Raw genomic sequence first — 16,397 nt, forward strand, 5'->3', positions numbered from 1 at the left:
CGGGCGAGAGAGGAGGGACGGACACCGTGGAGCTTCCCAGCTGAATTCAGCGGCTGACGCGAAGTGTCCGCAAGTAGGCAGCGGGCGTGGTTCCGTAGATCTGCTTGAATTGCCGAATGAAGTGGCTTGAGTCCGAAAAGTGCCACTTCGCGGCGAGGTCGGATATGTTGGCCGGCGCGCTGCCGTTGATGATGTCCATTTGAGCCTCCTCGATGCGCCGCCTTCTGACATAGCTCATCACCGAGTCGTCAGCCGCAGCAAAGGAACGGTGAAGCGTTCTCACCGATACGTCCAAGATGTTCGCAATCACCGCAGGATCAAGATCCGCTTTCTCAAGGTTTTCATCTACTATTTTCTTGGCCGCCTCCACGACGACATGCGCGCGTCCGCCAATACCGTGTGCCACGTTTGCAGAAATCAGACCGCACAGAAGGCTTATTGTCGCCTCTTCCATCGCCGCTTCCCCCGATACGGACAGAGACGAAGGGTCGTGATCGTTCAACATGTCGAGATACGAAATCAAAAGTCTCGCTTCGGGAGTTGCGCAAGCGACCATTACGGGATCCTTAGGTGTCCGCGACGAACTCATACGGGTGCGCGGAATCACCAGCCACTGACAAACTGCGCCCGGCCCGTACCAGAACCGCCATTTCCTGCGAGTGTCGCGGACGCACATGTAGCCCGGCTCAACGGTTATGGAGTGATGCGCATCCTCAAATCTGACCCACCCCGAAAGGACTATGTGAACGACTATTGGATCACCGTCGTCCCCTCTCCCGGAAATTCCAGTGACTGCGTCAGAGCGATGCTTCGCGTATATGATGTTTTGCAGTCTGTAACCGTGCGCATCGAACCGGAACTCACGCCATGCGTACTGTGACGGCAGGGCTAGATCCGTCACGTGCGTAAAGATCTTGGAATTCCAATTCTTGACCATATCCTGCATTTCCGGGCCAGAGCGGGGTGGAATTCGAACGGATGCCAGAAGGTTCGGGCGGCGAGAAACGCCGGCATCGGCGGCACCATCTACATATGGGCGGTGCACTGCAAGGTTCTCCGACATGAGTCCTTCTTCCTGGTGGCTTTAACGTAACTGCTGCTGACGCGCCGGTGATCTGTCTGTCGACAGGTGTGATCACGGTGCCCGCGCCATCCTCTAAAAGCCTGTTCACCGGGCTGAGCCGCGTCCTTACGGTCAGCCGGTCCGGCGTCGCAGCAGGCGATCGCGAATCTGGTGTGCAGGGAACAGCCGCAGCGGGGGGTCTGCCGCTACCGACCTGTACAAGAAACGGATAGTCATCGAGGTTCAGTCGAACGCCCGATGACGGTCCCGATGGTCCAACGTCCGCAGCCGAGACGGTGATCCCAGAGAAAGAGTGTGGGGTGACACCACCGCACCACAGGCTCAGGAAGGATGCCCTTCACCGGGACGCCAAAAATTTCTCGAGCGCCGGCACGAGGACCTGGCTTGTCCGGCCATAACCGCGGCGAACACCACACCGCCCTGGTTCCGACTACGGTTGCCGACTTTGGTCTCGGTAGGTCGGTGGAATGTATACACGTAGATCATCGATGCGGTGCGCTTCCCAGGAGCGGGCGTAGCCCGGTGGCTTCGCTCCCGGCGCGACGATGACAGCAACGTGTGTCCATGCCGTGGCTTTCACGATCTCGCCCGGTGTGCTGTTCGCGTTGTGCCCGGAAGTCGCGGCAGAGGAGCAGCCGGCGTAGAAAGCGACAGGGAGGGCCTGATAACCGGTCAGCATGCAGGGAGGGCGCACGCTCAAGTGGTGCAGCTGGTCAGCCGTTCGGTCCCATTCGCGGTGTGCGGCCGTGGTGCGCTGGACGGTTCTTTCGAGAACCACGTACTGCACCACCAGGTGTCCCGAGAGGGCGATCCCCAGCAGCACAGTCACCACCGGCCGCCATCCCCGGCTCACCGTGCCCGGCAGCCGTATGAGCGCGTCCGCGACGGGGATCGCGAGCAGCGCGTAGGCAGGCAGGAGGAAGCGGGGTGCGGCATATCCGATCATGAACAGGTACGGAAGGCCGGCCGTCGCGGCACAGGCGAGCATGAGCGAGGTACTTGCCGCGCGGCCGAGTCTGATCGCAGTGACCAGCCCCAGTGCGGCGAGGAGGGGGAGGAGAAGCCACCAGCCCGTCACCTCCGGACCTGGCATCTGCCCGGTGCAGGGGCGGCAGAGGGTGCGCCCGCCCAGGCTGCGCAGTTGGTCACCCACGGCAATGTTCCATCCCAGACCGCCCTGGATCCGGGATGCCTCGGACAGGCGGTTTCCCAGACCGCCGTAGGAGAGGTACGCCTCCGCAACCCATTGGGCCGCACCGGACAGCAGACCACCGGCGAGTGCGGCGAACGGCCACGGCCGGCGCCACGTTCGCACGGTCGCCATCAGCGCGAACAGCGGAAGGCTGCACCAGACCGCGTCGGTCGGCCGCATCCACGCCATCAGCGCTCCGCCTGCGGCCACCCCCCACAGCGCGGTGCGGTCGACGACGGCGGATCGTGCACGCGCGAAGTAGCCCGCCCCGGCCAGGGCGCCGATCGCGACCCAGTAGTTGGGCATCGCCTGGGGGCCATAGAACAAGGTCACCCAGAGCGTACTGAAAAGTGCCGCCCCCAAAGTCAGCACCTTGATCGGGAACATGTTCCGCCAGGCGCGGAACGCCAGGAAGAGGCCGAGTCCCGACAGAACTGCCAGGTAGGCACGTAATACCGAGGTCGAGGATGACCACGACGTGACAGGCGCGACGAGGAGGGAGATGCCGCGGGCGCGCGGTGCGCTGAAGAATGCCGGCGGAGCATGGGAGCTGACCTGGCTGACGTACACGGTCTCGTCCCAGCCGAGCCCCATCCCCGTTTTCACGAGGCCGAGTTGGGCCAGCGTGAACATGGCTGCCGTCAGCACGAGCGGAAGGGTGCCGAGAGGCCGTCTCCCAGCGCGGATGGACATCATGGGACCGGGACGTCGGGTCACGCTGGTCGTGTCTCTGCTCAGGGTAGTGTCCGTCAAGGTCGGGCCTCTCGTCAGTGGTGCTCGGCCCTGTCGACGTCGTCGGCTGAGTTCCACCTTGAGCAGAACGCCGTAGAGCCCCTCTGCACGGCAGACGGGTGTGGGCGGCGCAGAGTTCAACCGAGATTCCGGACACTGAGGTTGCGGACCACTTCAGCGCTGCAGCCCCAGGGCGCCGGCGGTTCCGGCGGTTCCGGCGAGGAAGCGTCAGGCGGTTCGGACTGCATCGGCAGCCGCGGAACATCTGCCATGCACGCGGGTGGGAATGGCATTCCGGCGCTCGGACGAGAACCGATCCGGCGATAGTGCGGGCGGCTGTCCGCCCAGATCTGCGCGCCAAGCGGGTTCATCACGCGCCGGCGTGGGCCCGTGGGCCGCTGTCTTGGTCACCGGCGCCGAGTGTGACCAGGACAGGCAGAAGATGGCGTCGCCACCACCTTCGTCGGTGGATTCGTGATCCGGACCATGGCAGCGGAATGTGGCGTTCACGCAGCCCGGTGCCGCCCTGGGACGGATCCGGATGACCGTGCTGATCTCCCGGGCGACGACGAGCAGGGTGACCCACTTCACCAGTGCGGGGGACGGATCGAAGGCGGCAGGGCAGGTGGCCAGCGATCCCTTCTGGGCTATGTGGTCGAGGCGCCGGACACCGTGATCGCCAGCCCGAGATCTTGCCCTGCCGTACTTCGTGGACCGTCACCTGATGGGCGGCCGACTCCAGGACGCTCAGCCAACCTGCACCAGGTGATCGGTTCGCTGAATGACTCGTCGGCACTTGGTCACGACGCGCTGAAACGGCTCAGTGTCCCAGCCCCGCCGAGGTACCGCGAGTCGGTCGGTGAGAAAGCGCAACCACGGGTAGCGGTGACTCGACGTGTCGTGGCCCCATTTCAAGATCATCTGCGGGCTCTTGGTTCAGCCGGGACTGAGCAACCTCCAGAGCGTGTCCTGCATGGGCTGCGTGCTCACCAAAATATGTACCCACAGCAACACATGCACGACCCGCCCACAAGATCGAATTCTTCTGTTTGGCATCAGTTACATAAGGAGATACCGCTAGGAGCATTGCCCCTACTGCATTGAATGCCGAACTGGTCGCTGGGGCCACATTTCCAGACTTCACAGATTTCACCACAGCGGGGATGGACGCCAGAGCAGTAGCGACAGCACCAGTGACCGTAAACGCCGGATTGTTGTTGGCCGCTTGAGAACCTGCGGTAATTCCGGCGAGAATGGAACTCGCCGTCGTCATAGCGCTATCGCCGCTAAAACGCGCGTTCTTGTGAGCCAGAATGTGCTCGAGTGCCCATTGTGATGATCCTGTCTTGGGCACTGCCACGGCCACTGCCGCTGGCGCCGTATCTGGCATTGAGCTGGCACCTCTGTAAGAAGCTGGGTGGTAGACAGCGTAAGTGCCGTTCCTCCTCAAAGCAGGGCGTTGGCTAAGAGCAGCTGTGCGGCCCGGAGTCGGATTGAATGAGGCGGCGCGGGAAATGTCAGGGTTAGTCCCAGCGCGCGAAGGAACATCGGACACGGTTTACATCCTTACTCAGTAGGTGAGGCGTCCTCCTGCACTACGCGTCAGCGCAGGGGAAGGTTCAGTGAACCCCGTTCGTCCTGTACCCCAAGTGCGAAGTGGACTGGTCGCGGCCTGACACTGACACGTCGAACTGTCCGGGCTCACCCCCGGGGCAGGCGTCAAGAGACGTTGCCGCATTGCTTGGTGTCGACGCGGCGGCCCCGCCCGAGTCGGTGGTGCGGGACAGCGAACGCCATGGCACCGACGCCGTGGCCCACCCGACAGCCAGACTCCGCACCCTCTATAACCGTGGTTGACCAGGTACTTGCAGCCCTCTCCACCACACCAGTGAAGTCGAGCCCACACGAGGGCAAGACCCTCGGCCTACCCCGTCCCGAGCCATGGCCGTGCAAAGGCCGCACCCGCAGAAAGCGGATTTCTCGTGAGCACGCTTATGGCGACTCATGAACGATCTACGCGGGCGTCACTGGTTGCCGTATGGCGCACCTGGTTCGAATCGGCTCCAGCTGACCGGTCGTTCTTATCGCGGCCGAACTGGCCACTCCCCTGTCCCACCACCAGCGGTGAGCAGCAGAGCGGAACTCTTGCACGCGCCCGTCGACGGATTGCGTGCTGTTCATACTCATTGCACTGGGTGTCGTAGGGGCCACGAATAGATAGCGATACGCAAAATCGGCTTGGGCCGCAAAGGTATCCTGAAGTGGACTGGACACGGGGTCCAGATTATGTAACATAAGGCTATGGCACAGAAGATCGTAACGGTGTATACAGACGACCTTACCGGCACAGAATCTGAGGAGGTACGGACTCACTCTTTTTCCCTGGATGGGGTCCGTTACGAGATCGACCTCGTTTCGGAGAACTATGACAAATTGTTCGAAGCCCTCGAACCTTTCATCAAGAAGGGACGCAAGCTCGGTCGGCTCAAAGGAGCAGGTCGCACGTTCAAGCCTTCCGGGGACGGCCCAAGCGCGGAGGAACTGCGAACCTGGGCTCGGACCCAAAGCCTTCCGGTGAACGACCGCGGCCGTATCCCCGCAAGCATTCGCGAGGCCTACCGACAGGCTCACTGACCTGCGACTACATGACACTGGTCGACCTATGTGACACCAGCGCTCCAACTGGGCCCCGCCGCTACGAACGGAAAGCCGACCGCTCCTGGCCCAGACGTCAGCGTCCGGCGAGCCAGGCCATGGTGCGTTCGATGGCCAAGGGTGGCGGCCGAGTCGTTGCGAGGCCTGGACGCTCTTGCGGGCGATGCGGTGCCGGGCACCTCGGCCGGACAACCATCGCCGCATTGACCGAGTCCATCACGCACCGGGGCCGGTCCAGCGCGCCGGACGGTCCGAACGGCACGGTCGGCAACTCAACTTGGCCGGCCTGCTTGCATGGTGACTTCCACGGCGAGGTCGTTGTCGACCGTGTAATACGGACGGGCCGTGTACCCGCCGACGAGTGCAGTGGCCGGGTAGACGAAGACCGCCTTACGGTCGGCGACGTCGTCCAGCAGCCGGGCCACCCTGATGCCCGGGGCATCGACAGACGGGTGAACGTACACCTCCCATACGACCGGCGCCGCCCCGGCTTCAGGCCCCGCATCGTGCGCCACCAGCTCCTGGTGGCCGATGGTGAACGAGAACTCCTGGCCCTTGTCGGTGCCCAGAGAGATCTGCCGTACGACGGCTTCTGGTCCCTGCCGGCTCAGCGACACTGACGCACCGTCCCCCAGCCAGGTGCCGAACAGCCGTACCTCCACGGTCATCAGGCCACCCGTGACATCGATCCGGCCGGCTTCCGCGTGCGTGTCCCGAAGCCAGGCGCGTACGGCGAGCCTGCCGTCCTTGGTGACGTACGGGATGCGCACCGCCAGTGGCGCCGAGTGGCCGTCGCGCCTGCCGGACACGAGCGCGCGCAGATCGCGCAGGCCGGGCAGCAGGGGTATGCGATTCTCTTCCGACGGACCCATGAGGTAGGCGTCCCAGCGGCCTTCCTCCAGGGCTGGGACTGTCTCCAGCACGCCTCGCCACTCGTCGCGGCCTGCGGGTTCGAGCGCGACGACGCGGCCGGGCCGCGGAGGCTCTCCCTTGTCCGGGCGCTGTCGAAGCAGCAGTCGGGGGCGTGAAGAGCCAGGCTGCGGCGACCGTACGCCTATGACGAATCGCCCTTTCTCGTCCACGGTCACATCCGCGCGGAGCTGTTCTGTCACGCCCGCCACCCTCGCCGATCCGTTCATGCCGTTGCTGTCGCCGCTCCTCATCGCCGTGCCTCCCGTGCGGTTCGCACGACGTTGCTGGCGGCGACAAGCATGGTGTCCTTGAGCGCGTGACCGGCACTCACCAAGGCGTGGCCCGTCCTGCCTGTCGGCGGACGGCCATCACTGCGGGCCGCCAGCAGTTCCTCGAACAGCTGCTCCGCCTGGGTCACGACGGGTGCGGGGGCGTAACGCCGGGAGTTCTCCCGTGCCGCATGCCCCATTCTGCGGCGCAGTTCGTCGTCGCGTACGAGGTCCAGCAGGGCCTGAGCCAGGGCGTCCCGGTCTCCGACGGGCACCAGTCGGCCGTCTTCGCCGGGGGTGATGATTTCGCCGGGGCCGTACGCGCAGTCGGTGCTGACGACGGGCAGACCGCAGCGCATGGCCTCCACGATGGTCATGCCGAACGGCTCGAAGTTGGACGTCGCCACCCCGATCGAGCCCTTGACCCATTCGGCTTCCATCGGGGTCACCGCACCCATCAGGAAGACGTGGTTGTACAGCCCCAGCCGGTCGATGAGCCCGCGCAGCCGCTGCGACTCCTCGCCCTTGCCGTAGATGCGCAGCGTCCAGTCGGGACGCTCGGCCGCGACTGCGGCGAACGCATCGATGAGCAGGTCGAACCGTTTCACCGGCACCAGCCGGCCGGCGGCCATGATCACGCGTTCGCGGCTCTCCGAGGGTGGGAGTACCGGGTCGGGGACGCTGTTGGGCAGTGCCTGTATCCGTACGCCCGGCAGCCGCATCCTGCGCCGGTAGGCGCAGGCGTCGGCCTCTGTGACGGGGGTGATCGCGTCCAGGCGCGGGTATACCCGCCGCAGCGCGTTGCGGAGCCGTGGCGAATGGTTGCCGAGTGTGAGGTGCTCCTGTCCGATGCGCACCGTCCGGGAGGGTGCCTGAAGGGCCAGGTGGACGTTGAGACCCGGGCGAGTGCCCACGACGACGTCGGCGTCGAGTGACGCCAGTGCTTCGCCGATGCGTTCGTCGGTGAGGGCGCTGTACTGCCGGTAGCGGTACTCGGACGAGGGGAAAATCTCGGCCGGTGTCAGGTGCCGGGGGTTGTCCTTCTCATGGCGCAGATCCACCAGGGGCCGAAGACCCACGCGCGGGTCGAGTGTCAGGTTCGGTCGTTCCCGGTGCCGGAGAGCGGAGATGATCTCGACGTCGTGCCGGTCTGCCAGCGCTCGGGCCAGGTTGAACGTGGTGGTTATGGTTCCTCCTATTCCGTAGGCGTTGTGTAGGAGAAACGAGATTTTCATGGCGTGCATTCGGATCGGCTCCTGCGGAAGGCTGCCTGCGTGATCGGGTGGTGAGGAAGGTGGCCGCTGCCGGGCTGTCGGAACGTTTTCCGGGCGGCCGTGGTCGTTGTCCGTAAGGGCTCCCCTCACCTATGGGTGCGGTCCAGGGAGGGCAGCGCGCCGAGGGCTCCCCGAGGCGCTGTCATGGGCTGCCTTCGGCGCCGGTTTGGGTGATGGTGTGCGTCGGATGGCCGCGGCACCTCATGGCGGAGGGCTGGGAGCCGACGGCTCTCGGGGAGGAGTCACCGGGCTGTGTGTCCCCCGCGGCGCAGAGAAGTCGCCCTCGGCCAGGGCAAGTAGCGATAGGCCACCCAACCGTCCTCGTCGTTCTGGTTGACCGCTTCGGGGTCTGTGGCGGACCCGGTCGCTTTCCCTCCATGCGGCGCTGCTGCTGGAACGAGCTGCCCAGCGATGCCCGCTTCTCTCGCGGCGGGCCGTCCGGACGAGTCACCTGCGCTGTCGCTCACCGACCGCACCTTCCCCAGAGGCCGCTTGGGGCCCTTCACCACGGAGTCCGCCGTGCTGTCTCAACGGTCCGGCCCACTGGCGGGACCCGCTCCTGCGCGGTTTGCGGACATGCACGTAGCGGACACGTCGCCCAGGCCTCCGGCAGTTCAATTTTCGGTGACCAAGTTTCACAAGTGACCGAGGGGGGCGTGTCCATCTGCCTGTCGTGCGGAGCATGTGCCGCGGCGGCCCGAGTGGATGTCGGGCGGAGTCGAGCCCTCAGATGCCCTCCCGCCGTCCTCGTATGAGCCCCATCGGGCGGTAGGGCAGATTGCCGCGAGAGCCCGAACAACGCAATCGGCATGTCAGGCAGCTCGGTCAACGGTGTGGGGCCTCACTCGCGCGTCCCGTGAGTCCGCACTTGGCCGGTAGGCACCCTGCAAGAGTCCAGTGAACCCGTTCGCCGAGCTGTCCGTATACCGCTGTAAAAGGACTACAGCCCGACTCGGTATACAGACTTTCCAATTCCTCGGAGCCAAAATGACTCGCATATTCAAGCTCATTTCTGCGGTCGCTGTCGCTTCCGTCTGCCTGATCTTGTCGGCATGCGGAAGCAGAGAAGGGAGCCATGACGTCAAGAGCAGCACCCGTGCCGCCACTGACTCCACCGGCATCACTACAAAAGATGGCTCCACGACTTCGGGAGAACCCGTTGACACCATTGTCATTTGCACTGACAGCACTCTCTTTGGAGAATGCTCGGTGGCGCCCACGATCATCGAGGATCTGGCCGCATACAAGGGAGGGATTTTTAACGACAGCATTTCGTCCGTCATCAACAGTCAGACACAGTTTCAAATATGTTTCTACAGGGACCCCAATTTCAGAGGCCCCAGTTTCGCGGTCGGTCCTGGAGTCGAGGTTGATGACGTGAATGACTTCGACCCCAGGCTCGTCGCAGAGAACTTCAACGACAAGGTTTCATCCTTCAGAATTTTTCAGAACAGGTCGTGCATTGAGCAGGCGCAGCCGTGACGGGATCCGGGGACTCACGGATCCTGCCATTTTCGCACCGTTATGACATTCACCAGACCGTCAGGCCGGCAGGAGCGTTCACAGAGCAGTTTGACGTGATCGCGCTGAACCGCACAGCTGCTCCTGGGATTCTGCGCCTCGTCCGAAGTGCCGCGATGTCGCCGTCGTTCAGGAAAGTGGCACGCACATTCCATAATCTGACGTGACGCAAGTCACCTTGCTATTCCGGCTCGCTTTTGGTGCAATTTTTGACGTCCGTGCGGCTTCTATTCCGTGCGGCTTCTATTGAGGGAGGGGTGACCAGAAATGACCAAGGCTGACTGGTAAATCGACTTGGCCTGGCGTGCGCAGTGGCCCCGCAGAAACTCTGTACGCCAGGCCAGATACCTGGTCGCCAAGCGTGAGATGCAATTTCGGATGACGTCCGGCATGCGGGCGCCGAGGCAGGAGAGACATATGTCGACCTCTACACAGGGTGAGCTCTCCCCGTTTTCGTCGACAGAGTTTCGTGCGACCTGGCTCGCCGAGCTTCTTTCGTACTTCGGCGATCAGCTTGCACGGGTCGCTCTGGCGATTCTGGTTTTTGATCACACGAATTCTGCAGCCTTGACAGGCCTCGCCTACGCGTTGACGTACGTGCCGAGCGTTCTGGGCGCACTGGCACTTTCTGCCATTGCAGACAGACGGCCCCGCCGCTCAGTGATTATCCTCGTGGATGCCTCCCGTGCCGTAGTTGTCGGGGCAATGGCAATTCCCGGCATGTCGCTTCCTGGTTTGTGCGCTCTCGTCTCTGTCATGTCTTTCCTGGGCGGACCTTACAAAGCGGCACAGCTTGCACTGCTACGTGACATCCTGGATTCCAAACAATACCCAGTTGCGATGTCGATCAGGCAGGTCACCACACAGGCCGCTCAGATTCTCGGCTTTGCGGGCGGCGGGTTTATTTCTTCGGTGCTCACGCCGCAAGTGTGCCTCGTTTTTAATTCCGCCACGTTCTTCGCATCATGCTCGCTTTATCTGTGCTTCGTCGTAAAACGGGCATCTCCCGGTGCAGTGAAATCCGCTGGATCCGTGGCGAGCACCACCCGGCTCCTGTGGGAAGAGCCGCGCCGACGCGCTATTTTCTTGACTACGTTTCTAGGATTCTTCTATATAGCTCCCGAAGCTGTCGCGGCTCCGTACGTCAGCGCACTCGGTTACGGAAAAATATGGGTGGGAGCTTTGCTGGCCAGCACCGGCATCGGAGCGGTGGTAGGGCTATGGGCGTTCCATCGCTTTGTGCCGAAGGATCTCTACGCGGCATATCTGCCGATTATATGCTTTACGGCCGGCCTTCCGCTGATTGCCCTGTGCATACAGGGGGGCGGAATATACCTTGCCATGATGGCGTTCGCTCTCAGCAACGCACTGTGGTGCATACAGGTAGTGATATCGGTATCGACTTTGATTGAGCTGCTACCTGACAGCAAGCGGGCCCAGGGTATGGGCGTCTCCTCTGCCATGAATCTCACCGCCCAGGGCCTGGGGACAGCGTTCGCGGGCGGTTTGAGCGAATTGCGCAGCCCTGCCTTCGCATTGGTTTTCGCGGGAACTTCATCAATCTTCTTTGCTCTTTGGCCCGGACTTCTGTGGATCAGAGCAGACAGAGAGCGACTGCCTGACCACCTCCCGGAACCCGTTCCTCTTGATCGGAAGGTGTGAAGGGATCTCGACGGGGCGCTCGGAACGCGACGGGTACGGCAAGAAAGGTCCCGTCCCGCCGGAGCAGCCGGGCGAGGTGCCGGAACCGTGGCTCGTGCGGGGTGCTCCACCTCCGGCGGCCGTCTTCGCTCTCATCGTGTACGCGGTGTCGGCCGGAGCGACCTCCGCTTCCGGCGTTGCCGGATTGCGATGGATCCGCGTCTATCGCAAAGGCGGGTCTCGAACGCGCCGGTGGGCCCGCGCCCGTACGGCTGCTCGACGCGGCTCGGTACCTCGGTGGCTGCCGCCCGCACCCGGGCGATCGCCGGGCTCCTCGGTGTGGGCCGGCGGCCTCGACAAGGTAGTGCGGCAGGACCGTTCCGCCGGCGGCCTGCCGCACGGCACTCCGAATACGACAGGCACTCCGAATGCGACCGCGTCGGCGAGAGCGTTGCCGGCTGCTCCGCCGGACTTCGCGGATCGGAATGCACCTCCCCTCTCACGCGGAGCGGGGTGGCGTCGTGTGAGTCCCTGCAAGCCCCACCCTCGCCCTGACCACGCTCCGTGGCCCGTCGCCCGTGGCCCGCACCCCGCACCCCGCACCCCGCACCCCGCACCAAAGGGATCATCCGGATCTGCGAACGCCGGGGGCTCTGGCCGAACCCGCCTTTCAACGTGCCGGCCCGCGCCGGAAAGAGGCTCGCTGCACGGCGATGATCGAGGCCCGTGGTCACCGTGGGTACGGGCCCGGCATGTCACAGGATCCGCTGTCCGCCGCGGATCCTCCGGTCCCGCCGACAGCGGCCATGGGGACCACCAGCAGCAGGCTCTGCCGTGCACGGAAGCTGCCGCGGAAAAAGGATCCGCCGTGGGTGAACTGGGCTCCAGGGTCGGGCCGTAGACCTGAGCGACGGTGTTTTCGCCGCCGCTTTCCCGTACACGGCATGTCGCATTTTACCGGAGCGCAGCTGACGTCCCGAAAATGACGGATTTCCGCCTCACCCGTCTCTTCCATCTATCACGGCGTGGTGACGGGAATCTATTTTCAAAAATGGACACCCTGCCCGCCACCGCCCGAATCAAAACGGGCTCCCCCTGACCTTTACTTCCCTTTTTGGATCACCGGCCCTTTTCAGTGCCCCATACCGCCCGATTCTGCCGCCGTGTACTCGGGAGGGCGGTAATTCTCCGCAGGGCGCCGGAAACCAGGCTGGATCAGGACACCATTAGGAGTGAGCATGAGTTGGACGTTCATGGGGTCCGACGGATCATCAACGCCGGCCGCCGAGCAAGACCGTGCGGACCACCAGAAGCAGGTGCTCGCTCTGCACGCGTACGTGAGCCGCCTCCTGAGGGGGGACCCTGTCCAGGCCGAGGACATCGTGCAGGAGACTCTGTTGCGATGCTGGCGCACCTACGGCTGCACTGGGAACGCCGTACTGCGTCCATGGCTGTTCCGGGTCGCAAGGAACCTGGTGATCGACGGGTACCGGAGTAGCAGGACCCGGCCGCAGGAAGTCGACGGGGCTCTGTGGATGGAACTTGGGGCGGCCGAACTGGACGCGAGCGAAGAGGTGCTGACCGCGATGGTCGTACGGGACGGGCTGGCCACCTTGTCCGCCGCACACCGCCAGGCGCTGTTCGAGGTGTACTTCCGCGGTCTCACCCTGGAGGAGGCCGCGCACGTGCTGGGTGTGCCGAAGGGCACACTGAAGTCGCGCGTCCACTACGGGCTCCAGGCGCTGCAGAAGGTCCTGAACTACGCTTGCGTGTGACGGCGGGACGGAGTGTGTCCCGACCGGCCCGAGGGCCGTGCGGGACACACTCCGTCCGGTGCCTGCCTCGGGGATCCGTCTTCGGCGCGGCTACCTCCTGCGCGATACTTTGGCAGGCTCGGAGAACGCGGGTCGGCTGCTCGGTCCGGCCTCGGCGACAGCGGCGCTTGTCGTCTCGGCGGTGCCGTGGGAACGCAGCGCGGCAACGCCGGAGATGCCGATCGCAGCGCCCGTGGCGCTCCGTGTGGCCGGTCCCGCCGGGCTGGCGGGAGCCACGCTTTGCGTCTTCTGGGGCTCGGCCGGGGCGGGAGCGGGTGCCGTGACCGTGGCAGAAGCGTCACCGCCGAATTCCCGCATCGCCCTCAGAACGTAGTCGTCGAACTCCCGGTCGAAGACCGGGTTCGGCGCAGGGGCGGGGGCAGGAGCGGCCGTGGGAGCCTGCACGGGCATGGTCTGAGGCGCCGGGGCCTGGGGTGCCATCCGTTCGGCGAAGCGTCGCAGTCCTTCACTCAGACCCAGAGCACCGGCCGACGCCCCCCGGCGTACCGCGTCGACAGCTCCCTTCAGAGGACCGCGCCGTGCCGCCCGGCTTTCCAGCCGGTCGCCCGCGGCGTCCGCCCCGCCGGCCATCGACTTCAACAGACGGGACGTGGCACTGCGGAGCGGTGATGGCGGAGCCTCGTTCCGCGTCGCGGCCGCCCGCAGGACGTCGGCACGGCCCTCCACCCGTTCTCCGAGCCGTGTCAGCTGTCGCGCGACGAAGCGGGCGATCCCTTCGAGCACGGTCCGCTTTTCCACTCGTTCGCCAAGTTCGGCGAATACCCGGGACAACGCGCTCATCACGCGGGTGGGCCGGTTCGTGGAGGCGGAAGGCGCCCAGGAGACCGACGGTTCCTGGGCCGCTGGGGAGGGGAACGAGTCCCGACCGGGTTCGAGGGGCGGGCCTGGAGGCGTGGTCATCGGTGTTCTTCCTTTCGGTCGGACAGTTACGTGGACGTAAAAGTGAACAGAGCGAAGATCAGCGGTGCTGTCCTTCTAGGCAACGTCGTATGCAGAGGGCGAGTTCAGTCGTTCAGTTCCGGTGTCCAGAGAGCTCGTCGCACAGACTTGTCGCGGTTCCCTGCCTGGCGTGGCCGACAGATCGGGCGGCAACCGCCGGGGAAGGGTGTGACGAAAGGGGTGTGCCGCTCGAGGCCGTCACCACCGCGGACGACGCGCACGGTCACCCGACGCGAAATCCTTCAGCCATCCCGTCGCCACGGCACGGAGCTCGGGCCCTTCGCACTTCTCCGTCTGTGTCCGGGTAGGTGGGCCGGCCGGTGGCCCTGGCCGCTCGCAGGACGGTTCGGCCGAGCGTCAGCCGGCGCAGCAGCAGTTCGGCGGGACCGTAGCGGGTGAAGGCCATGAGCCGCGCGGAGAGAGCCAGCTGGACGGCCCACAGTGCCACGCAGGCGCCCGTCAGCACGGCCGGGCCGACCGTGCCGTAGAGCCCGAAGCCGTAGCCGGTGAAGACGAACGCCAGGACGCCCGACTGCAGGAGGTAGTTCGACAGCGACATGCGGCCGGCCGGGGCCAATGTCCTGGCAATCCGCCGGCCGTGCCTGCCGCGCAGGATGAGCAGCAGCGCGGCCGCGTAGGCGGCGGCGAGCGCGGGTGCCGTGAGGATGTCCACGGCCTGGCCGAGGTAGTAGAAGCGGTCGTCGAGCGGGCCGTGGGTGCACATGGCGGTGAGGACGCCGCCCGGCAGGCCGACCAGCAGACCGGTCACCAGCAGACGTCTGTGGACGGCCGATGTCCGGGCGCGGGATGCGCCGGGCGCCTTGAGCAGACCTCGGCGGCCTGCGGCGAGGCCTGCAAGGGCGGCCGCGAGGAGGTGCACCGCGTAGACAATCGCACTGCCGAGTGTCTCGCGGTAGGCCGTGATGTTGGCGTGGACGACAGAGAGGGGACCGCCCCGGTACGCCGCGCCGCGTCCGGCGGTTGCGGCCGTCGACTCCGTGACGCGCCCGGGATCGTCCAGCCATAGAACCGTCACGCCGACGGTGAGGAAGACGGCCGTCAAAAAGACGACCAGCAGGGCCGCCGTGCGCAAGGCTGTCCGCGCTCCCAGCCTGCGTGCGGCAAACAGCGCCACGCTGAGGACCGCGTACGTCATCAGGATGTCGCCCGGGTACAGCAGCGCGGCGTGGGCGAGGCCGATCAGGAACAGACCCAGGAAGCGGCGCCAGTGGCGGCGGGCGAAGCGGATCCTATCCCGGTCGGCCGCCGCTTCCTGGAGGACGAAGCTGTAGCCGAACAGAAACGAGAAGATCAGATAGAACTTGGTCGTGAACAGGGCTGTCACCAGCCATGCGACGGCGCGGTCGGCGGCTGTCGTACCCGGGCCGGATGTCAGGTCCCAGGCTCCGGCCAGAACAGGGGCGTTGACCACGCAGATGCCGAGCAGGGCGAACCCCTTCAAGGCGTCGATCTGCGGTATCCGGGGCGGGCCGCCGGCCGACACACCGATGCCCGAAGCCGCAGGCCGGTGCGCCGCCTTCACCGGAGCGTTCCGTGGGCGCACGGGCCGAAGGCGCCGCAGGCTGCGTGCCCCGAGGTGGAACGGTTGTCGTGACGGCGGAGGGTGGATCCGCCGTGGGCCGGGCGGCTGTCAGGCGCGCGGGCCCCGACGGCCTCCGGGGTCGCCGGGGCCCGTCTTGCGGTGCGCCGGGCCGGTTCCTCGCGATGCTCCATCGTGCGGCCTTCTTCGGGGTCGGTGGGGCTGTCGGCGTGGGGCGGTGACGCCGGGTCGCGCCGCGCGCCTGGTTCCGCCGGCGCGCGGATGCTGTCGAAGGATCGCCGTCACGGTTGGCCGGTCGGGGGCGGTTCCTTCGCCCGGTGCTGTCCGGGCTTGCAGCCCGCGAAGGGACCGGACGGGTCGCGCAGGGAGGCCATCACGGGCATGAGGTAGTCCCGGTGCCAGGCGGCCGGGCCGGTCAGCGGCGCTTTGCTCCCGGTCAGTTCCTGCCAGGCCATCCACAGGCCGTAGAGCTGTGCGACGACTTCCAGGTGCTCCCACCAGCGAGTGCACCAGGGAGCCATGGACGAGACTTCCCTGCCGTAGACCGGAAGCAGCAGTCCATGGACCCACATGGTGAGATCGGCGACGGCCGAATCGAACTCGGCTCCGGCCTTGTAGAGGATGAAGGGCGGGTCCGGGGGAAGCGGGTCCAGGTCCAACAGGTCCGGCAGGTCCAACAGATCCGGCAGGTCACCCGCCGTATCCGTCGTGTCGTCCTCCTCCGGCGGTACTTGTGTGGGGGCTGGAGCCTCGTCCGGCGCCCGTAAGGCGCTGTCCACGGA

At 65.3% G+C, this 16,397-nt stretch carries 10 protein-coding genes; 4 read left to right on the forward strand and 6 right to left on the reverse strand.

Features of this window, described 5'->3' with window-relative positions; all coding sequences use genetic code 11:
• Positions 1–46 precede the first annotated feature (46 nt).
• The gene (locus QF030_RS01675; protein ID WP_307160829.1) at positions 47–1,063 is read right to left on the reverse strand and encodes a helix-turn-helix domain-containing protein; all 1,017 of its coding nucleotides are present in this window, start codon (positions 1,061–1,063) and stop codon (positions 47–49) included.
• Positions 1,064–1,514: 451 nt separating this feature from the next.
• Positions 1,515–2,972, reverse strand: coding sequence for a hypothetical protein (locus tag QF030_RS01680; protein WP_307160830.1), 1,458 nt, complete (start codon positions 2,970–2,972; stop codon positions 1,515–1,517).
• A gap of 2,337 nt (positions 2,973–5,309) precedes the next feature.
• Here QF030_RS01680 and QF030_RS01685 point away from each other — a divergent pair.
• On the forward strand, positions 5,310–5,642 hold the full coding sequence (locus tag QF030_RS01685) for a histone-like nucleoid-structuring protein Lsr2 (protein WP_307160831.1): 333 nt from the start codon (positions 5,310–5,312) through the stop codon (positions 5,640–5,642).
• A 293-nt stretch (positions 5,643–5,935) separates the two neighbouring features.
• Here the strand turns inward: QF030_RS01685 and QF030_RS01690 are convergent, their stop codons facing one another.
• The gene (locus QF030_RS01690) at positions 5,936–6,586 is read right to left on the reverse strand and encodes a hypothetical protein (protein WP_307160832.1); all 651 of its coding nucleotides are present in this window, start codon (positions 6,584–6,586) and stop codon (positions 5,936–5,938) included.
• Positions 6,587–6,822: 236 nt separating this feature from the next.
• A complete protein-coding gene (locus QF030_RS01695) occupies positions 6,823–8,079 on the reverse strand; it encodes a glycosyltransferase family 4 protein (RefSeq protein ID WP_307160950.1) in 1,257 nt (418 codons plus the stop codon).
• Positions 8,080–9,105: 1,026 nt separating this feature from the next.
• On the opposite strand from QF030_RS01695, the gene QF030_RS01700 reads away from it, so the two are divergent.
• The 3 genes from QF030_RS01700 (at position 9,106) to QF030_RS01710 (ending at position 13,055) form a co-directional block, all read left to right on the forward strand.
• Entirely contained in the window at positions 9,106–9,600 is a 495-nt protein-coding gene (locus QF030_RS01700) for a peptidase inhibitor family I36 protein (protein WP_307160833.1), read from the forward strand.
• Between the two features lie 456 nt (positions 9,601–10,056).
• Positions 10,057–11,301, forward strand: a complete 1,245-nt coding sequence (locus QF030_RS01705; protein ID WP_307160834.1) for an MFS transporter — start codon at positions 10,057–10,059, stop codon at positions 11,299–11,301.
• A 1,217-nt stretch (positions 11,302–12,518) separates the two neighbouring features.
• A complete protein-coding gene (locus QF030_RS01710) occupies positions 12,519–13,055 on the forward strand; it encodes a sigma-70 family RNA polymerase sigma factor (RefSeq protein WP_307160835.1) in 537 nt (178 codons plus the stop codon).
• A gap of 1,222 nt (positions 13,056–14,277) precedes the next feature.
• Here QF030_RS01710 and QF030_RS01715 read toward each other — a convergent pair.
• Together QF030_RS01715 and QF030_RS01720 are read right to left on the reverse strand one after the other, a co-directional pair.
• Positions 14,278–15,597 carry a DUF418 domain-containing protein gene (locus tag QF030_RS01715; protein WP_307160836.1) on the reverse strand — a complete coding sequence of 440 codons (1,320 nt, stop codon included), beginning with the start codon at positions 15,595–15,597 and terminating at the stop codon, positions 14,278–14,280.
• 299 nt (positions 15,598–15,896) lie between these two features.
• Positions 15,897–16,187 (reverse strand): DUF4913 domain-containing protein, encoded by a 291-nt coding sequence (locus QF030_RS01720; protein ID WP_307160951.1) that lies wholly within the window; start codon positions 16,185–16,187, stop codon positions 15,897–15,899.
• Between the last annotated feature and the right edge of the window lie 210 nt (positions 16,188–16,397).

The organism is Streptomyces rishiriensis (genome assembly GCF_030815485.1).
Lineage (GTDB): Bacteria > Actinomycetota > Actinomycetes > Streptomycetales > Streptomycetaceae > Streptomyces > Streptomyces rishiriensis_A.